The sequence below is a fragment of the Streptomyces sp. P17 genome (assembly GCF_032436805.1).
In the GTDB taxonomy this organism is placed as follows: Bacteria; Actinomycetota; Actinomycetes; order Streptomycetales; family Streptomycetaceae; genus Streptomyces.
Genome location: NZ_JAVRBF010000060.1, coordinates 20,321 through 40,188 on the forward strand (window position 1 = coordinate 20,321; position 19,868 = coordinate 40,188).

Sequence of the window (19,868 nt, forward strand, 5' to 3'; positions counted from 1 at the left end):
CTTGGGGATGGTTGTCGGGGTCAGCGGACGGTCTCCAGGACCTCCGCGGCGCCCAGCGCCTCGGCGATGGCGCCCAGCGCGTCGTCGGCGTCCAGGGACTTCAGCTCCTTCTCACTGACGCCCAGGTCGTCGAGGATCTCGCTGTCGCCCACCGGGCTGTGCGGGACCGCGTCGGCGGAGGTGCCGTCCTCGTCGTCGTCGGAGTCGCCGTCCGGCTCCTCCGTGCCGTCGAGGTCGAGGGCGTCCAGGTCGGGGTCGTCGTCGCCGGGCTCCCTTCCGAGCAGTTCGTCGGTGAGCAGGATCTCGCCGTAGCTGCTGCGGGCAGCGGCGGCGGCGTCCGAGACGTAGATACGAGGGTCGTCCTCGCCGTCGATCCGGACGACGCCGAACCAGGCGTCCTCCTGCTCGATGAGCACGAGCACCGTGTCGTCCTCGGGCGAGGCGTCACGGGCCAGGTCGGCCAGGTCCGACAAGGTCTCCACATCGTCGAGCTCTGTGTCGCTCGCTTCCCACCCGTCTTCGGTGCGCGCGAGCAGTGCGGCGAAGTACACCGTGACTCTCCCACTGGTCATAGGCGTGCCGGTTGGGGGTCCCCCCGGCGGAGGCTGCGGGCGGGGAGAGCTCGGGCTCCGAGCCCCACCCACTCGGAATCGTGGCAGAAACGGAGCGTTCAGGGGACGTCTTCGGCTCCCTGTGTCCGCCCGTTTTGATCGTCCACCAGCGGGATCGTACGCGGCCCCCGGTGTGGCGCACGCACCAGACGGGCCAAGAACGCCCGAGGTCTACCAGCGGAAGGTGCGCATACGCATGGCGTGGCGCAGGCGTGCGGCCTTGGCGCGGCGGGGCTGTACGCGGTCGCGCAACTCGCGGGCCTCGGCCAGTTCGTGCAGGAACTGCGCTCGGCGTCGGCGTCGCTGCGCGTCGCTCTCCTGTCGCGCGACGTCCTCCCTGGACTCTCTGTCAGGCATCTGCACACCCCCAGTACGTCCCTCCCACTTTCCCTCTGATGGGCGGTTTGATGCCAGCGCGAGGGGCGCGGTGGCCCGGTTACTGTTAGGGACATGCGTCTCCACGTCGTCGACCACCCCCTGGTCGCTCACAAGCTCACCACGCTGCGCGACCAGCGCACCGACTCCGCGACCTTCCGCCGTCTCGCCGACGAGCTGGTCACCCTGCTCGCCTACGAGGCCACGCGTGATGTGCGCACCGAACAGGTCGACATCCAGACGCCGGTCGAGCGGACCACGGGCGTCAAGCTCTCCCACCCCCGCCCGCTGGTGGTGCCGATCCTGCGGGCCGGCCTCGGCATGCTGGAGGGCATGGTCCGGCTGCTGCCCACCGCCGAGGTGGGCTTCATGGGCATGATCCGCAACGAGGAGACGCTCCAGGCCTCCACGTACGCCACCCGTATGCCGGAGGACCTCTCCGGGCGCCAGGTGTACGTCCTCGACCCGATGCTGGCCACGGGCGGCACGCTGGTCGCGGCGATCCACGAGCTGATCAAGCGCGGCGCCGACGATGTGACGGCCGTGGTGCTGCTGGCCGCCCCCGAGGGCGTCGAGGTCATGGAGCGCGAGCTCGCGGGCACCCCGGTGACGGTCGTGACGGCCTCGGTGGACGAGCGCCTCAACGAGCACGGCTACATCGTCCCGGGCCTCGGTGACGCGGGCGACCGGATGTACGGCGCCGCCGAGTAGCTAGTGGCGCGGCAGGCAACGTTTGCCTGTTCAAGCGAACGTTGCCTGCCGCGGCACTAGTGTCGCGGCACTAGCAGCTCTTCTTCGACGCGGCGGGCGTCGGCTCGGACCTGGTCAGCTTGGCCAGGGCCCTGTCGGCGTCCGCCTTCGTCGTGAGGTTCTTGAAGGCCGTTCCGAGGATCAGGTCCACCTCTGTGCCCTTGCGCCCGGCGTCCGTGCGGCGTTCCGTGCCGGGGAGTTGGGCGGCCAGGACCGGCAACGACGTGTCCAGGGCCGAGGAGGGGCCGAGCAGTATCCCCGTGCCCTTGACCTTCTTGTCGTACTCCTTCGTCGCGTTGCCCACATCGCCGATCTTGAAGCCGCGCTTCTTCAGCTCGTCCGCGGTCTTCTTGGCGAGGCCGCTGACGGGCGTGGCGTTGAGCACGTTGACGGTGATCCGGCCCGGCTCGGGCAGCGCGGCGGCCTTCGCCGTGGCCGAGGGGATGGCGCGGGTGGCGCAGTCCGCCTTGGGACCGGCCGCCGAGGCCTTCTTGCCGCCGCCGGTGAAGACGTCGATGAGCTGAAGCGTGCCCCAGCCCAGTACGCCGAGCGCGGTGACGGAGGCGACGGCCAGGAGCACGAGCCTGCCGCGCCGCCGGGGTCGGCGCATCCGCGGGTACTTGTCCCCCCTGATCCGGTACTGGCCGCCCATGCCAGGGGGAGTCAGCATGCTCATGGGCGCAGCGTAGTGCGCCGGGGCGGTGATGCCTACTAGATGATCATTGGATGCCGGGCAGGAGAACCCGAAAGGGCCAACCCTTCACCGGACGGTCACTCAATCCAGTTCGAGTACACGCGCGTGCAGCACCTGGCGCTGCTGGAGCGCGGCGCGCACGGCGCGGTGCAGGCCGTCCTCCAGATACAGGTCGCCCTGCCACTTCACCACGTGCGCGAACAGGTCGCCGTAGAAGGTGGAGTCCTCGGCGAGCAGGGTCTCCAGGTCGAGTTGGCCCTTGGTCGTCACGAGCTGATCGAGGCGGACCGGGCGCGGTGCGACGTCCGCCCACTGCCGGGTGCTTTCCCGGCCGTGGTCGGGGTACGGCCGGCCGTTTCCGATGCGCTTGAAGATCACACGGAAAGCCTACCGGTCCAGACGTTCCGGGCGCAGCCTCCCGGCTGGGGCCGTGCAAGCCAAGTACGTGCAGAACTTGACCAATATCGGCCAAAGGGGGTGAGTGTGGATGGGCTGCTGACACATTCCCCCTATGTGGCCGCCGCCGACGGTTTCGGCTTGAGGACGGCACCGGCATGTGGACCGGGCGCGAGATCACCCGGTCGGTCTCCGATACGGCGCGGCGGAGGCGGTAGCCGGCACACGCCTCCGCCGTCCGCTCAGCGGTTCTTGTCCTTGGGGGCCTGCTCGCCCTGCTTCGCCTGCGGCTTCGGCGCGCTGCGCGCGGCCTCCGCCCGCACCAGGGCGCGCAGGACGGCGTACGGGTCCATGGGCATGTGGTGCTCCTTGCGTCGTGCTGACTGATGAACCGGTGGGGGCCGGTTCTCTCAGCAGCGCAGGACCACCGAGCGCCGGGCGGGCGGATCCCACGGGCGGGGTGGGGCGACGGCCCTGTCGGGGCGGGACGCGGGATGCGGGGGTACGGCGGTGGCGGGCGGCCGGGGGCGCTGCGCGCGGCGGGGGGAGACGTGGCGCAGGGCGGTGTCGACGACGTCGTGCTCGACGATCCCGCCGGCCTGGACGGCCGGTGCCACGGGGATGTCGGCGGGTGCCGCCGGCAGACACAGGGCGAGCAGCAGGACGACGGCGCGGAGCCAGGTTCTGGTGCTCATGGTTGCTGGTCTGCCCTGGTCGCGTACGGCGGGGAACGCGCCGCCCGTGGGATCCGCCCGCACGGCGTATTCACACCTCGCGCGGGACCTGCTTCGCGCGGCCCCGGATGCCGATCGCCGTGACGATCTCGACCAGGCCGACGGCGACGAGCCAGATCCCGCCGACGACGGTGAGGACGAAGACCGACTCGAAGGGGGAGTCGATCAGCACGATCCCGCCGACGAAGGTGACGATGCCGAGGAAGATCTGCCAGCCGCGGGCGGGCATCGCCGGGTCGGAGACGGCGGCCACGGTCTGGGTGATGCCGCGGATCAGCCAGCCGATGCCGATCCACAGGGCGAGCAGCAGCAGGGACTGCATGGGCCCGCGGAAGCAGAACAGGCCCAGCAGGATGGAGAGGGCACCGCTGATGAAGCCCAGTACGCGCAGCGAGGTCGTCTTGTGGGTGCCGAACGCGGCGACCAGCTGGAAGACGCCGCTGATCAGGAGGTAGAGGCCGAACAGGACGCCGGTGGCGCGCAGGGTGGAGCCCGGCCAGATCAGCACCAGCACGCCCAGGATCAGCGACGCGACGCCGGTGAGCAGTACGACCCGCCAGGCGGCCTGGGACAGGGCGTGCAGGGGGCCCTCGAAGGGCGGCTCGGGTTCATGGCCACCGCGCGGGGCGTGATGCTGCGCGTGAACCTTGCGGTCGTCGAACTCCGGGCCGGGGCCGGACGGTACCTCGGTCATGGTTCATGGTGGGAACGACCGGGCCCGCCCTGCCACCAAAGGGGGGCCGAACGGCTTACTTCTTGGCGGCCTTCGCCGCCGCCTTCATCTCCTGTTTGTGTGCACGGACCTTGGCGAGGGACTCGGGACCGGTGATGTCGGCCACCGACCGGAAGGACCTGGCCTCGCCGTACGACCCGGCCGCCTCCCGCCAGCCCTTCGGGGCCACGCCGAGCTGCTTGCCCAGCAGCGCGAGGAAGATCTGCGCCTTCTGCTGGCCGAAGCCGGGCAGGTCCTCCAGGCGCCGCAGCAGTTCCCTGCCGTCCGCGACGCCCTTCCAGACCAGCTCGGCGTTTCCGTCGTAGTGCTCGACCAGGTACTGGCACAACTGCTGGATGCGCTTGGCCATGGACCCCGGGTAGCGGTGCACGGCCGGCTTCTCCGACAGCAGGGACGTGAAGGCCTCCGGGTCCTGCGCGGCGATGTCGTGCGCGTCCAGGTCGTCCGCCCCGAGCCGGTCCGCGATCGTCCGGGGCCCCTTGAACGCCCACTCCATCGGAACCTGCTGATCCAGCAGCATCCCGACCAGCGCGGCGAGCGGACTGCGCCCGAGCAGCTCGTCGGCGTCGGGGTCCTGGGCGAGGTGAAGGGTGACGACGTCCATGGCTCGATGATGCCGCGTACGGGGTCAGGTCGCGCGCCAGTACCCCAGCGCGTGCAAACGGTCCTTGGCGACGCTCAGCTCCTTGCGGACGTACATCGACAGGGTGCGGGTCGTCGTCGTGTCGCAGGCGATCCAGATGTAGGGGTGCTCGGTGGTGTTCAGCAGGTCGGGGAGGTCCGTGCGGACGGTGTCGACGAGGGTGTGGCGTGGGACCGTGCGGACGTCGGCCGGGTTTCCGCGGAACGGCAGTCCGTCCAGTTTGCCCTCGAACCAGATCGTCGCCGGGGCCGGACCCAGTTCGTCCAGGAGGGAGTTGAGCGCGGGCAGTGAAGCCGGGTCGGCCATCGCGAAGACGTGGGAGGGCTCGGGCTGGGGCCGCTGGAAGCCCGTGCCCTGGACCGTCGCCTCGATGGTGTTCCCGGGCTTCGCCGCCCGCGCCCAGTCGCTGGCGCATCCTTCGTGGAGCGCGAATTCGAGGCTGAAGGTGCCGGCCCTCGGGTCGGGGTCGACCAGCGTGTACGCCCGCTGGTGCGGCTTGCCGCCGTTGTCGAACCACAGCCGGACCCACATCGTCGGGTGGACGCCGGCGGCCGCGAGCATGCCGCCGTCGGTGAGGTGCAGCCGCCGGTAGTCGGGGGAGACGTCCTCGGCGCCGGTGACCGTGAACTCGAAGTCCTTGGCGCCCATCAGTTTCAGGACCGTGCCCTGCCAACCGTGCCCCTGCCCCATCGCCTCTTCACCCTTCGCGTACTATTCCGCCACGAATTACTTAGGCAAGGCTAACCTAAAGCACAGTACTAGCACAGGAGGGTGACAGGTGACCGCAGCGATCTACCGCGACGCCTGGGGCATCCCGCATCTGCGGGCGGACGGCGTGGGCGAACTAGCCCGCGCCCAGGGCCGCGTCACCGCCCTCGACCGGGCCTGGCAGCTGGAGGTGGAGCGGCACCGCGCCCAGGGCACCTCGGCCGCCCTCCTCGGCCCGGACTCCCTGCCCTGGGACCGCTTCGTGCGGCGGGCCAGGCTCGACGACACCGCCCGCCGCTGCTGGGCCGAGCTGGAGCGCACGGATCCGGAGGCGGCCGCCTGGATACGGGCGTACGTCGATGGTGTCAATGAGGGTCTCGCGGAGGCGGCTCTGCCCGTCGGCACCCCCGGCCATTGGGAGCCCTGGACCCCGCTCGGCATCTGGCTCGGCATCCACATCCTCTTCGCGGGCTTCCCGGCCAAGCTCTGGCGCGAGCAGGCGGTCCGGCACCTCGGCGCGGAGGCCGTGGGCCTGTTCGCCATCGACGGGCCCGGCACCTCCGGCAGCAACGGCTGGCTGGTCAGCGGCGAGCGCACGGTCACCGGGCAGCCGATCATCGCGGGCGACCCGCACCGGTTCATCGAGGACGCCGGCGTCTACCAGCAGATCCACCTGTCCTGCCCCGAGTTCGACGTCGTCGGCCTCGCCGTCCCGGGCGTCCCCGGCATCGCCCACTTCGGGCACACCGGCACGGTCGCCTGGGCGATCACCAACGCCATGGCCGACTACCAGGACCTGTACCGGGAGCGGCTGCGGCGGACGGGTGCGGGGGTGGAGGCCCTCGGTCCGGACGGCACCTGGGCGCGGGCCGCGCGGCACACCGAGACCATCGAGGTGGCGGGCGAGGACCCGGTCGAGGTCGAGGTCATCGAGACCGAGCGGGGTCCGGTCGTCATCGGCGGTCCCGAAGGGCTCGACGACGGCACCGAGTGCGCCGTCAGCCTGCGCTACCCGCCCCGCGTCACCGGCGACCTCGGCTTCGGCGCCCTGCTCCCTCTGCTGCGCGCCCGCCAAGTCGCCGACGTGGACCGGGCCTTCGACCGCTGGACCGAGCCGGTCAACGTCGTCCAGGCCGCCGACACCGAGGGCGGCCTGCTCCACCGCGTCGCCGGGAAGGTGCCGGTCCGGGCCGAGGACAACCGCGTACGGCTCGTGCCCGCCTGGGAGCCCGGCCACGAGTGGCGGGGCTGGCACGAGATGCCGTACGGCGAACTCACCGACGGAGTCGCGGTCATGGCCAACCAGCGTGGCCCGGCCGCCCCCCTCGGCGTCGAGTTCGCCCCGCCGCACCGCGCCGACCGCATCGCCGCCCTGCTGGGGGAGTGGGAGCGCTGGTCGCCCGGCGACATGGCGGTGATCCACACCGACACCCATCTCGCCTCCGCCGCGCCTCTGATGGACCACCTGGCCGCCCTCGAAGGCCGCCTCTCCCCCGAGGCGTCCCGCCTCCGCGAGACGCTCCTGAGCTGGGACCGCCGCATGGAAGCGGACAGCGGACCCGCCGCCCTCTACGCGGCGGTGCGCTCGGCCGTCGTACGCCACCTCGCTGCGCACCCCGCCTTCGCCGCCCTGACCACCCCGCCCGCCTACCCCGAGGTCCTGCTCCCCTGGCTCGCCCTCGTCCCGCGCATCGGCTTCGCCCTCGAACACCTGCTGCGCGCCGAGGAGTTGTACGGCATCGACCGGCCCGAGGCGGTGCGCGCGGCTGTGGAGGAGGTGGCCGCCCGCCCGCCCCGGGGCGTGTGGGGCGACACCCACCGCCTCGCGCCCTGGCGGGCCCTGCCCGCCGAGTACGACGAACCCGGCCTCTCCGGCGACCACGACTGCGTGCTGTGCACCTCCGCCGTGCCCGGCATCACCGACCTCGCCGCCCGTGGCCCCGCCGCCCGGTACGTATGGGACCTGGACCGCCGCGAACACAGCCTGTGGATAGTGCCGTTCGGCGCCTCCGGGGTGCCGGGCACGCCCCACCACCGCGATCAACTGCCCCTGTGGGCCAGGGGAGATCTCGTCCCCGTCGTCACCGATTTCGCGCAACTGAAGAAGGAGTCCGATGTCTGAGTCCCGCGAGGTGGTGCACGAGGAGGCCGCCGTGCGGATCCTGCGCCTCGACCCCCAGGCCGACGCCGAGGTCCTGCACTCCTGGGTGAGCGAGGAACGCGCCTCCTTCTGGGGCATGAACGGCCTCACCCGCGACCAGGTCGCCGAGATCTACGCCCACCTGGACACCCTCGACACCCACCACGCCTTCCTCGTCCAGCGCGACGGCGTCCCGGCCGCGCTGCTCCAGACGTACGAGCCCGAGGCCGACCGGGTCAGCGAGTGCTACGACGTCCTGCCCGGCGACATCGGCGTCCATATGCTGCTCGCGCCCCCCGGACCGGAGGGCGGCCGCCCCGGCTGGACGGCCGGACTCGTGCGCGCGATCCTGTCGTACGTCCTCATCGGCCTCGACCGGCAGCGGGTCGTCGTCGACCCCGATGTGGCGAACGAGAAGGCTGTCGCCCGTTTCCTGAAGCAGGGCTTCGAGGCGGGGCCGCTCGTCACCCTCCCCGAGATCGACATCCCGGACGTGTACCTGCCGGAGAAGAAGGCCCAACTCGCCTTCCTGCGCCGGGAGGTAGCCTTCCCCGGGTGACCCCGGAAGACCTCGTCGCCCACTATGACCTGGAGCCGATACCGCGCGAGGGCGGACTGTTCCGCCGTACCTGGGAAGGCCCCGCACAGCCGGACGGCCGGCCGGCGGGCACCGCCATAGTCGCCCTGCTCACCGCCGAGCCGGGCGACTACTCCGCGCTGCACCGGCTGAGCGGCGACGAGGTCTGGCACTTCTATCTCGGCGATCCCCTGGAGATGCTGCTGCTCGCTCCCGACGGCAACTCGCGCACGGTCGCCCTGGGCCCGGACATAGTGCACGGCCAGCAACCGCAGTTGACCGTCCCCGCGGGCACCTGGATGGGGGCGCGGGTCGTGGCGGGCGGCGCGTGGGCCTTTTTCGGCTGCACGATGGCGCCCGGTTTCACCTACGAGGACTACGAGCACGGCGACGCGGAGCATCTCCTCGCCCGCTATCCGCACGAGGCCGCGCGGATCGTGGGACTGTGCCGCCCATGAAGCTGCTCCAGGGCCAGGTGGCCCTGATCACGGGAGCCGGCGGCGGCATCGGCCGGGGCATCGCCCTGCGGTTCGCGGAGGCCGGCGCGCGGGTGGCCGTGCTCCCCCAGAGGGGGAACCCCCAGTCGCACCTCGGTGGACTCGGCGCGCGAAGTGGCGTCCGCCCTCGGGGATTCGGTCGTCCTGCAAGGCGATCTGACCGTCGAGGAGGAATGCCGGCGGGTGCTGCGGGAGGCCGCCGAGTGGGGTGGCGGCCGGCTGACGGCGCTGGTCAACAACGCGGGTGTGCATCCGGTGCGGGAGCTGCCCGGGATGACGGCCGCCGAGTGGCGGGCGGTGGTGGACGCCAACCTGACCAGCGTGTTCGCCGGTACGCAGGCGGCGGCTGAGGTCATGCGGGGGCGGGGCGGCGGCTCGGTGACCCACATCGCCTCGGTGGAGGCCCGGATGCCGGCGGAGGGCCACGCGCACTACGCGGCCGCGAAGGCCGCGGTGGTGATGCACGCGCGCGCGGCGGCCCTGGAGTACGGCCGCGACGGCATCCGCGTGAACACGGTCTCGCCGGGCCTCATCGAACGGGACGGTCTGGCGGAGGCCTGGCCGCAGGGCGTACGGCGATGGAGCGAGGCAACGGCCATGGGACGGCTCGGGCGGCCGGAGGACGTGGGCGACGCCTGCGTGTTCCTGGCCTCGCCGCTCGCCTCCTGGATCACCGGCCACGATCTCGTCCGAGGCCCCGCCCCCGGCGGCACCGGCAAGGTGGAGCTCACCCTCGACCCCGGCCGGGTCGCCGACAACGCCCCGCAGGCCGTGGTGCTCGGGCACCTGGACCATGAAGATCACCAGATCCGCTGAGCGACTCAAGTCGGTCACATTTCAACAAAGCACCTCGACACCTCTTGACGTATGACAGGACATCCGGCTGTTATTACGCCACCCTCTGTTCGGTCCAGTTGATTTCTGCTTGGTTTCGATCAATTTCGGGGCGGTGTGCGCGTCATCGCCCCGGGGACCGCCCCTGCCTCAGGAGCCGCACATGCTCGAAAACCTCCCCTCCCCCTCGCGCCGCACCCTGCTGCGCGGCATCGGTGGCGCCGCCGTTCTCGGCGCCGGCATACCCCTGCTCAGCGCGTGCGGTGGCAGCGGTTCGGCCGCCGACCCGAAGACCGTGACCCTCGGCTCCAAGGCGTCCGACCCGGTGCCGAAGAAGGCGTTCGCGGACATCTACGCCGCCTACAAGAAGCAGTCCGGCATCACGGTCGACGTGAACACCAAGGACTCCAACACCTTCCAGGAGCAGATCAACTCCTACCTCCAGGGCACGCCTGACGACGTGTTCACCTGGTTCGCCGGCTACCGGATGCAGTTCTTCGCGGCCAAGGGCCTCGCCACCCCGATCGACGACGTGTGGCAGACCATCGGCGGCAACTTCCCCGAGGCGATGCACAAGCTCAGCAAGGGTGAGGACGGCAAGTACTACTTCGTGCCGCTGTACAGCTACCCCTGGGCCGTCTTCTACCGGAAGAGCGTCTTCCAGCAGTACGGCTACGAAGTCCCCACCACCTGGGACGACTTCGTCGCGCTGTGCAAGCGGATGCAGCAGGACAAGCTGGTCCCGATCGCCTTCGGCGACAAGGACGCCTGGCCCGCGCTCGGCACCTTCGACCAGATCAACTTCCGCCAGAACGGCTACGACTTCCACGTCGACCTGATGGCCGGCAAGGCCGCCTGGACCGACGCCAAGGTCCGTAAGACCTTCGACCTGTGGACCGAGATCCTCCCCTACCACCAGGAGGGTTCCACGGGCCGCACCTGGCAGGACGCCGCGCAGACCCTCGCCGCCAAGAAGGCCGGGATGTACATGCTCGGCACCTTCGTGGCCCAGCAGTTCACCAACAAGGCCGACCTGGACGACCTCGACTTCTTCGCCTTCCCGGAGATCGACCCGGCGTTCGGGCAGGACACCGTCGAGGCGCCGACCGACGGCTTCATGATGAGCAGGAGCCCGAAGAACAAGACCGAGGCCGTCAAGCTCCTTGAGTTCCTCGGCACTTCGGCCGCCGAGGACATCTACCTCACGTCCGACCCGAGCGTGGTCCACGCCATCACCGGCGCGGACACCTCCTCGTACACCACCCTTCAGAAGAAGGCGTACGAGATGATCGCGGGCGCCAAGAGCCTCACCCAGTTCATGGACCGCGACAGCCGCCCCGACTTCACCTCCACGGTGATGCAGCCCGCGCTGCAGAAGTTCATCCGGGACCCCAAGGGCGTCGACGGTCTGCTGTCCTCGATCGAGCGCCAGAAGAAGACGATCTTCGCGTCGTCATGAGCACCCGGATCACCGAGGAGATCCCGGAGGCGGCCGTCGTGCCGCCTCCGGGCGCCGCCCCCAAGGCCGTTCATGGCCACCGCCGTCTGCTCACCCGCCGCGACCGCCTCACGCTCGGTCTGATGGCGGGTCTGCCGACGATCCTGCACATCGCCCTCGTCTGGGTCACCGCCCTCGCCTCGATCGCGCTCGCCTTCACCACCTGGGACGGCATCGGCTTCGACTCGATCCAGTGGGTGGGCCTGCAGAACTTCCGTGAACTCTTCGAACAGAACCCGCAGTTCTGGCCGGCCGTCCAGCACAACGTCATCTGGTTCGTCGTGCTGATCGTGATCCCGACCCCGCTCGGCCTGTTCCTGGCCGTGCAGCTGGACAAGAAGATCCGCTTCAGCCGGGTCTACCAGACGGCCTTCTTCCTGCCCGTCGTGATGTCGATGGCCGTGATCGGCTTCGTCTGGCAGCTGATCTACAACCCCGACACCGGCCTGATCAACAGCGTCATCGGCGCCAACGAGCCCGGCAAGTACATCGACTGGATAGGCGACCCGGACCTCAACCTGTGGGCGATCCTGATCGCCGCCTCCTGGCGCCACGCCGGGTACATGATGATCCTCTACCTGGCCGGTCTGAAGGGCGTCGACCCCTCGCTGCGGGAGGCTTCCGCGCTCGACGGGGCGAGCGAGTGGCAGACGTTCAAGAACGTCATCTTCCCGACCCTGCGCCCCACCAACACGGTGGTCCTGGTCGTCACGATCATCGAGGCGCTGCGCGCCTTCGACCTCGTCTACGTCTTCAACGGCGGCGCCGAGGGCACCGAACTCCTCTCCATCCTCGTGACCAGCAACATCATCGGCGAGTCCAGCCGGATCGGATACGGCTCCGCCATCGCGGTCGTCCTGCTGCTGATCTCGCTCGTCGTGATCATCCCGTACCTGGTCGCCACCTTCCGGAAGGAGCGGCGCGCATGAGCACGATCACCGCCGGTCGAACGCCGGTCCGCCCCGCCCGGATCCTGCTGCACCTCTTCCTCGCGGGCGCCGCCCTGGCCTGGCTCGCCCCGCTGCTCTGGGCCGTCTACGCGGCGCTGCGGCCGTACGCGGAGACCAGCGAGAAGGGATACGTGTCCTGGCCGGACACGCTGAACCTCGACAACTTCACGAACGCGTTCACCGAGTCGGACATGACGCACTACTTCGTGAACACGCTGATCATCGCCGTCCCGGCGGTCCTGCTGACGCTGTTCCTGTCGTCGATGGTCGCCTTCTACGTCAGCCGCTTCGACTTCCGACTCAACCTGGCCCTGCTGCTGGTCTTCACGGCCGGCAACCTGCTTCCGCAGCAGGTCATCATCACCCCGCTGTACCGCCTCTACCTGCTGATCGACCTGCCGGGCATCACGATGAGCGGCAAGCTGTACGACTCCGCGCTCGGCCTGGTCCTGATCCATGTCGCCTTCCAGTCCGGCTTCTGCGCCTTCGTGCTCAGCAACTACATGCGCACGCTGCCGCACGAGCTGACCGAGGCCGCGCTGGTGGACGGCGCCTCGGTGTGGCGCATGTACTGGCAGATCGTGCTGCCGCTGTGCCGTCCGGCGATGGCGGCCCTGGCGACGCTGCTCTCCATCTGGATCTACAACGACTTCTTCTGGGCCCTCGTCCTGATCTCGACCGGTGAGAACATGCCGATCACCTCGGCGCTGAACAACCTCACCGGGACGTACTTCACCGACCCCAACCTGGTCGCGGCCGGTGCTCTGCTCACCGCGATCCCGACGCTGATCGTGTACTTCGTGCTCCAGCGGCAGTTCGTCAGCGGTCTGACGCTCGGCGCCAACAAGGGCTGACACGCCCCCAGTTCGGAAAGAGAACCACCGTGTCCTTCACCCCCGTAGCCTCCGTGCCCGTGGACCGGCGCACCGCCCGCGTCCATGAGGAGGGCTGGCAGTCCTGGAGCCCCAGCGGCGCCTACGCCCTGGACGCCGAGCCGCACCGTCCGACCAACTCCAACTGGGCGACGGTGTGTTACCGGCCCGGGGTCAGTGTGCCCGAGGGGGTCTTCCAGGGGGAGGGCCTGCTCGCACTCGACCCGGGCGACGGCTCACCGGTTCAGCTGTGTGCGGCGGCGGACCCGCTGCACACGGTCCCCTCCATCCGGCTGACCGTCCACGGCGACCACGCGGAGGTCAGCGCCGACGGCCCGGTCAAGCTGCTGACCGGGACGTCCGTCCAGTCGGTGCTGGCGCAGTGGGCCGAGAGCCTGGGCGTACCGGCCCCGCGTCCGGCGCCGACCGTCTGGTGTTCCTGGTACGAGTACTTCACGCAGGTCACCGAGGACGACATCCACGAGAACCTCCGTGCGATGGACACCCTCGACCTGCCCGTCGACGTCGTCCAGATCGACGACGGCTACCAGAGCAAGCTGGGCGACTGGCTCACCCTCTCCGGCCGCTTCCGCTCCCGCGCGGGCATCGCGGACGCCATCCGGACCCGGGGCCGCAGGGCGGGCATCTGGACGGCTCCCTTCCTGGTGGACCCGGCGAGCGACCTGGCCGCCGAGCACCCCGACTGGCTGGTCCGCTCCTCCGGGGGCGTCCCCCTGCACGCGGGCCGCAACTGGGGACACGACCTGAACGTCCTGGACACGACCCACCCGGAGGCGGCGGCGTACCTCACCGAGGTCTTCACGACCCTGCGCGCCGAGGGCTACGACTACTTCAAGGTGGACTTCCTGTACGCGGGCGCGCTGGACGGCGTACGCCATGCGGAGGTGGACGCGCTCACGGCGTACCGCGACGGCGTCCGGCTGATCCGGGAGGCGATCGGGGAGGAGGCCTACCTGCTGGGCTGCGGAGCACCCGTGCTCGCGTCGATCGGCCTGTTCGACGCGATGAGGGTCAGCCCCGACACGGCCCCGCACCGCCGCCCGGAAGCGGACGACTACAGCCAGCCCGGCCAGGACCCGGCCGAGTTCACGGGCGTGGGGCGCCAGTGGCAGAACGGCCGTCTGTGGGTCAACGACCCGGACTGCCTGATGGCCCGCCCGGCGGTCGAGACCCGCGAACGCTGGGCCGCGCACGTCGAGTCGACAGGCGGCCTGATGGCCTCCAGCGACCGACTGCTGTCGCTGGACGAGTGGGGAATCTCGACCACCCGCCGTCTGCTGGGCGGTGCCTCGTGAAGGGCATCGCCTACGGCGGCGACTACAACCCCGAGCAGTGGCCCGAGGAGGTCTGGGCCGAGGACATGCGCCTGATGCGCGAGGCGGGCGTGACGATGGTCAGCGTCGGCATCTTCGCGTGGGCGCTGCTGGAGCCGGCCGAGGGGTCGTACGACTTCTCCCTGCTGGACCGGGTCCTGGACATGCTGGAGGCCAACGGCATCGCGGCCGACCTCGCGACCCCCACGGCGGCACCCCCGGCCTGGTTCTTCCGCGCTCACCCGGAGGCGCTCCCCGTCGACAGGGACGGCACAAGACTGTCGTACGGCAGCCGCCAGACGTTCTGCCCGTCGAGCCCCGCCTACCGGGAGGCGGCCCTGCGGATGGCGCGGGCGCTGGCCGAGCGGTACGCGGACCACCCGGCGGTGGTGATGTGGCACGTCCACAACGAGTACGGCTGCCACAACGCGGAGTGCTACTGCGACGAGAGCGCGGCGGCGTTCCGGGTGTGGCTGCGTTCTCGGTACGAGGACCTGGGGTCCCTCAATCACGCCTGGGGAACCACGTTCTGGAGCCAGTGGTACTACGACTGGGACGAGATCCTCCCGCCCCGCGCCACGGGTGCCGTACCGAACCCCACCCACCAGCTGGACTGGCGCCGCTTCTGCAGCGACGCGCTGCTGTCGCTGTACGAGGCGGAGCGCGAGGTGCTGCGGGAGGCGGCCCCTTCGATCCCCGCCACCACCAACTTCATGGTGATGTACAACTTCGACGCGCTGGACTACTGGCGCTGGGCCCCGAAGCTGGACGTGGTCTCGAACGACCACTATCTCCAGTCGGCCGACCCCGAGTCGCAGATCGACATCGCGCTGAGCGGCGATCTGGTCCGCTCGCTGGCGGTCGGGCGCCCGTGGCTGCTGATGGAGCACTCGACGGGCGCGGTGAACTGGCAGCCCGTGAACAGGGCCAAGAACCCCGGTGAGTTGCGCCGCAACGCGCTGGCCCATGTCGCTCGGGGCGCCGACGGTATCGCCTACTTCCAGTGGCGGGCGGCGAAGGCGGGCGCCGAGCAGTGGCACTCGGCGATGCTGCCGCACGCCGGGACGGACAGTCAGATCTGGCGGGACGTGGTCCGACTGGGCGCGGATCTGCGGGCGTTGGCCGAGGTGCGCGGCAGCGTCGGCACGGCGGAGGTGGCGATCGTCTGGGACTGGAACTCCCGCTGGGCGATGGAACTCCCCTCCCAGCCGAGCGCCGAACTGCGCTTCCAGGACCTGGTCCGCGCCTGGTACGAGCCGCTGTGGCGGGCGGGCGTGGCGGTGGACTTCGTCCGCCCGGACGCGGATCTGTCGCGGTACCGGCTGGTGCTGGCGCCGAGCCTGTACCTGGTGGACGACGAGGGCGCGGCGAACCTGACGGACTTCGCCGAGGGCGGCGGCACTCTCGCGGTGGGCTTCCACAGCGGGGCGGTGGACGAGAACTGCCATGTGCGGCTCGGGGGTTACCCGGGAGCCTTCCGGGAGCTGCTGGGCATCCGCACGGACGAGCTGTTCCCGCTGCTGCCGGGGGAGTCGGTCGGGCTGAGCGAGGGGGGCACGGGGACGCTGTGGACGGAGCGGGTCCGGCTCGCGGGCGCGGAGGCGGTGACCTCGTACACGGAGGGCCCGCTGGCGGGCGTACCGGCGATCACGCGCCGCGGACCCGCCTGGTACGTGGCCACACACCCCGACCCGGCCACCCTGGCCGCCCTGCTGGAACGCCTCCGCACCGAGGCGGGCGTGACGCCGGTCCGCACGACCGACCCGGGCGTCGAGGCGGTTCTGCGCCGCGCCACGGACGCCGACTACCTGTTCCTCATCAACCACACCGACCGGGATACGGAGGTCCCGGTGGCGTCCGGCGCACGGGAACTGCTCACCGGGAAGCCGCTGGAGGGCTCGGTACGAGTGCCGGCCGGGGACGTGGCGGTGGTCCGGGAGCCGCGGCCGGAGTGAGGTGTGGCAGGGTGGCCGCCTGAAGCCGCTGACGTTCGTGGGGGTGGGCGGGGCATGACGGAGCTGCTCAAGGGCGGGAACACGGCCGTGGGGACCGGGCGCTCGGTCGCCGAACTACGGGCTGTGTGAGACCCGTTGGACCTGAGCGCGCTGCTGGTCGGGGCGGACGGCAAGGTCAGGTCGGACGACGACCTGGTCTTCTACAACCAGCCGTCCGCCGAATCCGGTGCCGTGCGTCACCTCGCGGCCGACGCGGAGGGCCCGGAGCGGATGGAGCTGCACCCGGCCGCCCTCCCACCGGACGTGGACCGGGTCGTCCTGGTGGCGAGCTGCGACCCCGACGACCCTGCACGCACCTTCCACGGGGCCAAGGAGGTGACGGTCCGCGCGAGGCAGGAGGGCACGGACCCGATCGACTTCACACCGCCACCTCTGACGGACGGCGAACGGGCCGTACTCCTGCTGGAGCTGTACCGCAGGGGCGAGGCAGGGAAGATACGGGCGATCGGCCAGGGGTACGCGAACGGTCTGGCGGGCCTGGCGACGGACTTCGGCACAGAGGTGGCGCAGGAGCCAACGGCCGAGCCCCTGCCGGAGCCCCCGCCCCCGCCCCTTCCCGCCCCCACTCCCCCCACTCCGCCCATGACCCTGCCCAAGCCGCCGCTCGGCACGGTCAGCCTCGACAAGGGCAGCCGTATCTCGATGAGTCTGGACAAGGCGGACCGCGAGCTGGTGGTGACGGCGACCCTGGAGTGGGACGGCGGCAGCGCCCAGCGCCGCAGCAGGGGCGCGGACCTGGACCTGTACGCCCTGCTCGTCCCGGCGTCGAAGGTGGTGAGGGGCGAGCGGCCGCCGGGCACGGTGGTGGAACACGGCCCCAAGCCGGGCAAGGAAGCTCGTCGAGTCCGCCCAGCAGCGGTGGCGGGCCGTGAACGCACCCCACCTCGTCGCCCTCGCGCCGGAGCCCGCTTCGAACGCGGCCAGCTCGTCGAACGCCCCGAGGCGGTCGCGGCATGACCGAGGCCAGCCGACTCCCTGGAGAATCCGACGTGGCATGGTCCGAACACGTGGTGGTGCCAGACGGCGTCCGGCTGGCCTGCCGGGACTGGGGCGGGCCGGGGCAGCCCATCATGTTGCTGCACGGCCTGGCCGGTCACGCGGGTGAATGGGACGCGCTGGCACGGCGCTTGAGCTCCGGGTACCGGGTCGTCGCGGTCGACCAGCGCGGGCACGGCGCCAGTGAGCGGCACCCGCGGGACGTCTCCCGCGCCGCCTGCGTCGCCGACGTCATCGCCGTTGCTGATCAGCTGGCGCTGCGGCGGCCTGTCCTGGTCGGCCAGTCGCTGGGTGGGCACACGGCCATGCTCACCGCCGCCGCACATCCCGGACTGGTCCGCGCGCTCGTGCTCATCGAGGCCGGCCCCGGCGGTCCAAACCCGAACGGCCCCGGGGACATCGGCGGATGGCTCGACTCGTGGCCGACACCGTTCCCCTCACGCGAAGCAGCGGCCGTGTTCCTCGGCGGCGGACCGGTCGGCGCGGGCTGGGCGGCCGGGCTGGAGGAACGCGAGGGCGGATGGTGGCCTCGCTTCGACCGGGACGTGATGGTCCGCTCACTGGCGGAGAACGCCCAGCGTTCCTTCCGGCACGAGTGGGGGCAGGTCGCGTGCCCCACCCTGGTCGTCCTGGCCCAATCCAGCTTCATCCCCGCGCAGGAAGCCGACGAGATGCTCCGGCAGCGCCCCGCCACCATGGCCATGAGCATCCCCGGCACCGGCCACGACCTGCACCTGGAACAGCCTGAGACCCTGCACGCCGCGCTCTCAGACTTCCTCGAGGGCCTCGCTTGAGAACTCCTGCGCGGTCACGACGAGACCAAAGCCAGACCTCGCAGACAGCCATCGATCCACAGATCTTGACAATGACTCTCGTCTCCTGGGTCGGCCGGAATCCCGATCGGCTCACCTCCGTGCGGAGGGAAGTGGCCGTAGCGGCATGGCTCGCGGCGCAGGGAGATCCTGCGGCGCAACTCGTCACAGCGGCCCAACAGCCGGTCGTCGTTCAGGGCCACCCGGTGACGTTCTGGGAAGGCCTCGCCGACGGAGACACGCACGCAAGTACGGGAGAATGGGCGTACTGCTGCGGCGGCCTCACGACTTGGAGCCGCCGCCTTTTTCGCTTCCGCCTCTTCAGCCTTTTGACAAGGTCGCGCAGCGTTTGAAGCGCGCCGCCATTCCGGACGCCACTCGCGCGTTTCTCCGGCCCATGGCTGACGATTTGGCGGCCGAATACCGCCGTCTCCAGTTCGCGCTTCCGGCGGGTCACCTGCACGGTGACTTCAACGTCGGCAATGTGCTGCGTGACGAGGCAGAACCATCCAAAGGTCATCGACCTGGGCGGGTTCGTTACGGGCCCCCGAGAGTGGGACCTCATGCAGACCGCCATGTCCTACGACAGCTTCGGTTGGGACACAGAGGGCCGAGTACGCCGATTTCGTTGCCGCGTACGGGTTCGACGTGCGGGAATGGTCCGGGTACACCGTTCTCCGGAGCATTCGCGAACTGCTGATGATCACGGGTTCTCGCAGAACGCCGGCACCAACCCGCGCGCGGCCGACGAAGTTGAGAAGCGAGTGGACAGCCTACGCTCCGGTGGCTCTCGCCGAGACTGGGCGCCGTTCCAAGCTGCCTGTCGGCCCAGCCGAGGGGGTGTCGCGGCGAGGGCGGCGCAGTCGGGTCGTCAGCGGGCCCGTGACGGTCTCCCTATCGCTGGTGTTCGCAGCCGTGGCTGCAACGACCAGACTCAGCCACCAGGAGTGATCGTCACTTCGGAAGTACTGGTCGAGGCAAGCAGAGCAAAGGAGAACGCAGCGCTGACAAGTAGGATCGCCAGGCAAGCCCACACGGTCAGACGGTGGACGCCACGGGCCTCAGGATCGCCCGTGCTCGCCCACCACGCGACGAGCACGGCGAGCCCGCAGAAGACCGGTGGTGTAGCTGTGGCGGCACGAGCGATGAGCTGCATGACCAACCACATGAAAGAAACATCGCCAACACAACGGCAGAAACCGTCCGCCGACGCCATAGCCTCATAGGTGGCAAGCCAGTAGGCGACATGACCTTTAGTGTCCTTCCTCAGCGCTTTCTGCATCGCCGCGTCCGAGGCGGCAGCCGGTCGAAGTACCCGGCGTGACCTGCGAGTTCCGGTCCGTTGATCGGCTACACCACCTTGCGGGACGCGAAGACTGCTTCTTGTCGATCCGGACGCCGAAACCCCAGACCGGGGCCACTTCGTGTGCCGCGCCAACGGAGAGATCATCGCGAGCCAGGTACCGGAAGGCGAAGCGCATGATCGCTTACACCACGACGCGGACACGACGCGGGACACGACCATCAGACGATAGTAATCACTCCAGCCCATTTGATACTTCTTCATATTTTCCATGATGCATACGGTGGGATCCGTCGAAATCACCCTGATGGATCGTAGCCAGGGCAAATTGCGTGCGTAATATGCCAGCCGACAAAAACGGGCGATTCCGGACATCCGGCATTCGCTGACCGCGCC

The 19,868-nt window shown here is 70.2% G+C and carries 20 protein-coding genes and 3 pseudogenes; 14 read left to right on the forward strand and 9 right to left on the reverse strand.

Annotated features, from left to right (window positions below; all coding sequences use genetic code 11):
• Window positions 1-20: 20 nt before the first annotated feature.
• Together RMT89_RS31595 and RMT89_RS31600 are read right to left on the reverse strand one after the other, a co-directional pair.
• Window positions 21-551 carry a hypothetical protein gene (locus RMT89_RS31595; RefSeq protein ID WP_315887185.1) on the reverse strand — a complete coding sequence of 177 codons (531 nt, stop codon included), beginning with the start codon at window positions 549-551 and terminating at the stop codon, window positions 21-23.
• Between the two features lie 231 nt (window positions 552-782).
• Window positions 783-968, reverse strand: a complete 186-nt coding sequence (locus RMT89_RS31600; protein ID WP_315887159.1) for a hypothetical protein — start codon at window positions 966-968, stop codon at window positions 783-785.
• A gap of 93 nt (window positions 969-1,061) precedes the next feature.
• On the opposite strand from RMT89_RS31600, the gene upp reads away from it, so the two are divergent.
• Window positions 1,062-1,697, forward strand: coding sequence for a uracil phosphoribosyltransferase (gene upp / locus RMT89_RS31605; protein WP_315887160.1), 636 nt, complete (start codon window positions 1,062-1,064; stop codon window positions 1,695-1,697).
• A gap of 70 nt (window positions 1,698-1,767) precedes the next feature.
• Here the strand turns inward: upp and RMT89_RS31610 are convergent, their stop codons facing one another.
• From RMT89_RS31610 to RMT89_RS31635, 6 genes are all read right to left on the reverse strand, one after another.
• Window positions 1,768-2,412, reverse strand: a complete 645-nt coding sequence (locus tag RMT89_RS31610) for a LytR C-terminal domain-containing protein (protein ID WP_315887161.1) — start codon at window positions 2,410-2,412, stop codon at window positions 1,768-1,770.
• A 99-nt stretch (window positions 2,413-2,511) separates the two neighbouring features.
• Window positions 2,512-2,808 (reverse strand): type II toxin-antitoxin system VapB family antitoxin, encoded by a 297-nt coding sequence (locus RMT89_RS31615; protein WP_003999914.1) that lies wholly within the window; start codon window positions 2,806-2,808, stop codon window positions 2,512-2,514.
• Between the two features lie 428 nt (window positions 2,809-3,236).
• Window positions 3,237-3,521: a hypothetical protein gene (locus RMT89_RS31620; protein WP_315887162.1), complete on the reverse strand. Its 285-nt coding sequence runs from the start codon at window positions 3,519-3,521 to the stop codon at window positions 3,237-3,239.
• Window positions 3,522-3,591: 70 nt separating this feature from the next.
• Complete coding sequence (locus tag RMT89_RS31625; RefSeq protein ID WP_315887163.1) at window positions 3,592-4,254, reverse strand: HdeD family acid-resistance protein; 663 nt, start codon at window positions 4,252-4,254, stop codon at window positions 3,592-3,594.
• A 55-nt stretch (window positions 4,255-4,309) separates the two neighbouring features.
• Window positions 4,310-4,897 carry an HhH-GPD-type base excision DNA repair protein gene (locus RMT89_RS31630; protein ID WP_315887164.1) on the reverse strand — a complete coding sequence of 196 codons (588 nt, stop codon included), beginning with the start codon at window positions 4,895-4,897 and terminating at the stop codon, window positions 4,310-4,312.
• Between the two features lie 24 nt (window positions 4,898-4,921).
• Entirely contained in the window at window positions 4,922-5,626 is a 705-nt protein-coding gene (locus RMT89_RS31635; protein ID WP_315887165.1) for a siderophore-interacting protein, read from the reverse strand.
• Window positions 5,627-5,714: 88 nt separating this feature from the next.
• On the opposite strand from RMT89_RS31635, the gene RMT89_RS31640 reads away from it, so the two are divergent.
• The 13 genes and pseudogenes from RMT89_RS31640 to RMT89_RS31700 all read left to right on the forward strand — a co-directional run bounded on the left by RMT89_RS31640 (window position 5,715) and on the right by RMT89_RS31700 (window position 18,869).
• Window positions 5,715-7,766, forward strand: a complete 2,052-nt coding sequence (locus RMT89_RS31640; RefSeq protein WP_315887166.1) for a penicillin acylase family protein — start codon at window positions 5,715-5,717, stop codon at window positions 7,764-7,766.
• The gene (locus RMT89_RS31645; protein ID WP_315887167.1) at window positions 7,759-8,343 is read left to right on the forward strand and encodes a GNAT family N-acetyltransferase; all 585 of its coding nucleotides are present in this window, start codon (window positions 7,759-7,761) and stop codon (window positions 8,341-8,343) included. The genes RMT89_RS31640 and RMT89_RS31645 overlap by 8 nt, the downstream gene beginning before the upstream one ends.
• Window positions 8,340-8,819, forward strand: coding sequence for a cupin domain-containing protein (locus RMT89_RS31650; protein ID WP_315887168.1), 480 nt, complete (start codon window positions 8,340-8,342; stop codon window positions 8,817-8,819). The genes RMT89_RS31645 and RMT89_RS31650 overlap by 4 nt, the downstream gene beginning before the upstream one ends.
• A pseudogene (locus RMT89_RS31655) lies at window positions 8,816-9,548 on the forward strand (SDR family NAD(P)-dependent oxidoreductase); the annotation flags it as partial. The gene RMT89_RS31650 and the pseudogene RMT89_RS31655, both read left to right, overlap by 4 nt.
• Before the next feature lie 307 nt (window positions 9,549-9,855).
• The gene (locus tag RMT89_RS31660; protein WP_315887169.1) at window positions 9,856-11,151 is read left to right on the forward strand and encodes an ABC transporter substrate-binding protein; all 1,296 of its coding nucleotides are present in this window, start codon (window positions 9,856-9,858) and stop codon (window positions 11,149-11,151) included.
• On the forward strand, window positions 11,148-12,119 hold the full coding sequence (locus RMT89_RS31665) for a sugar ABC transporter permease (RefSeq protein ID WP_315887170.1): 972 nt from the start codon (window positions 11,148-11,150) through the stop codon (window positions 12,117-12,119). The genes RMT89_RS31660 and RMT89_RS31665 overlap by 4 nt, the downstream gene beginning before the upstream one ends.
• Window positions 12,116-12,994 (forward strand): carbohydrate ABC transporter permease, encoded by an 879-nt coding sequence (locus RMT89_RS31670; protein ID WP_315887171.1) that lies wholly within the window; start codon window positions 12,116-12,118, stop codon window positions 12,992-12,994. Before RMT89_RS31665 ends, RMT89_RS31670 begins: the two co-directional genes overlap by 4 nt.
• Before the next feature lie 29 nt (window positions 12,995-13,023).
• Window positions 13,024-14,328, forward strand: coding sequence for an alpha-galactosidase (locus RMT89_RS31675; protein WP_315887172.1), 1,305 nt, complete (start codon window positions 13,024-13,026; stop codon window positions 14,326-14,328).
• Window positions 14,325-16,301 (forward strand): beta-galactosidase, encoded by a 1,977-nt coding sequence (locus RMT89_RS31680; RefSeq protein ID WP_315887173.1) that lies wholly within the window; start codon window positions 14,325-14,327, stop codon window positions 16,299-16,301. Before RMT89_RS31675 ends, RMT89_RS31680 begins: the two co-directional genes overlap by 4 nt.
• Window positions 16,302-16,436: 135 nt before the next feature.
• Window positions 16,437-16,841 (forward strand): annotated as a pseudogene (locus RMT89_RS31685) (TerD family protein); the annotation flags it as partial.
• Window positions 16,842-17,187: 346 nt separating this feature from the next.
• Window positions 17,188-17,318: pseudogene (locus tag RMT89_RS31690) on the forward strand (IS256 family transposase); the annotation flags it as partial.
• A 32-nt stretch (window positions 17,319-17,350) separates the two neighbouring features.
• Complete coding sequence (locus tag RMT89_RS31695; RefSeq protein ID WP_315887186.1) at window positions 17,351-18,151, forward strand: alpha/beta hydrolase; 801 nt, start codon at window positions 17,351-17,353, stop codon at window positions 18,149-18,151.
• A gap of 277 nt (window positions 18,152-18,428) precedes the next feature.
• Window positions 18,429-18,869: a phosphotransferase gene (locus RMT89_RS31700; protein WP_315887174.1), complete on the forward strand. Its 441-nt coding sequence runs from the start codon at window positions 18,429-18,431 to the stop codon at window positions 18,867-18,869.
• A gap of 234 nt (window positions 18,870-19,103) precedes the next feature.
• Here RMT89_RS31700 and RMT89_RS31705 read toward each other — a convergent pair whose 3' ends face one another.
• The gene (locus RMT89_RS31705) at window positions 19,104-19,451 is read right to left on the reverse strand and encodes a hypothetical protein (protein ID WP_315887175.1); all 348 of its coding nucleotides are present in this window, start codon (window positions 19,449-19,451) and stop codon (window positions 19,104-19,106) included.
• Window positions 19,452-19,868: the final 417 nt, after the last annotated feature.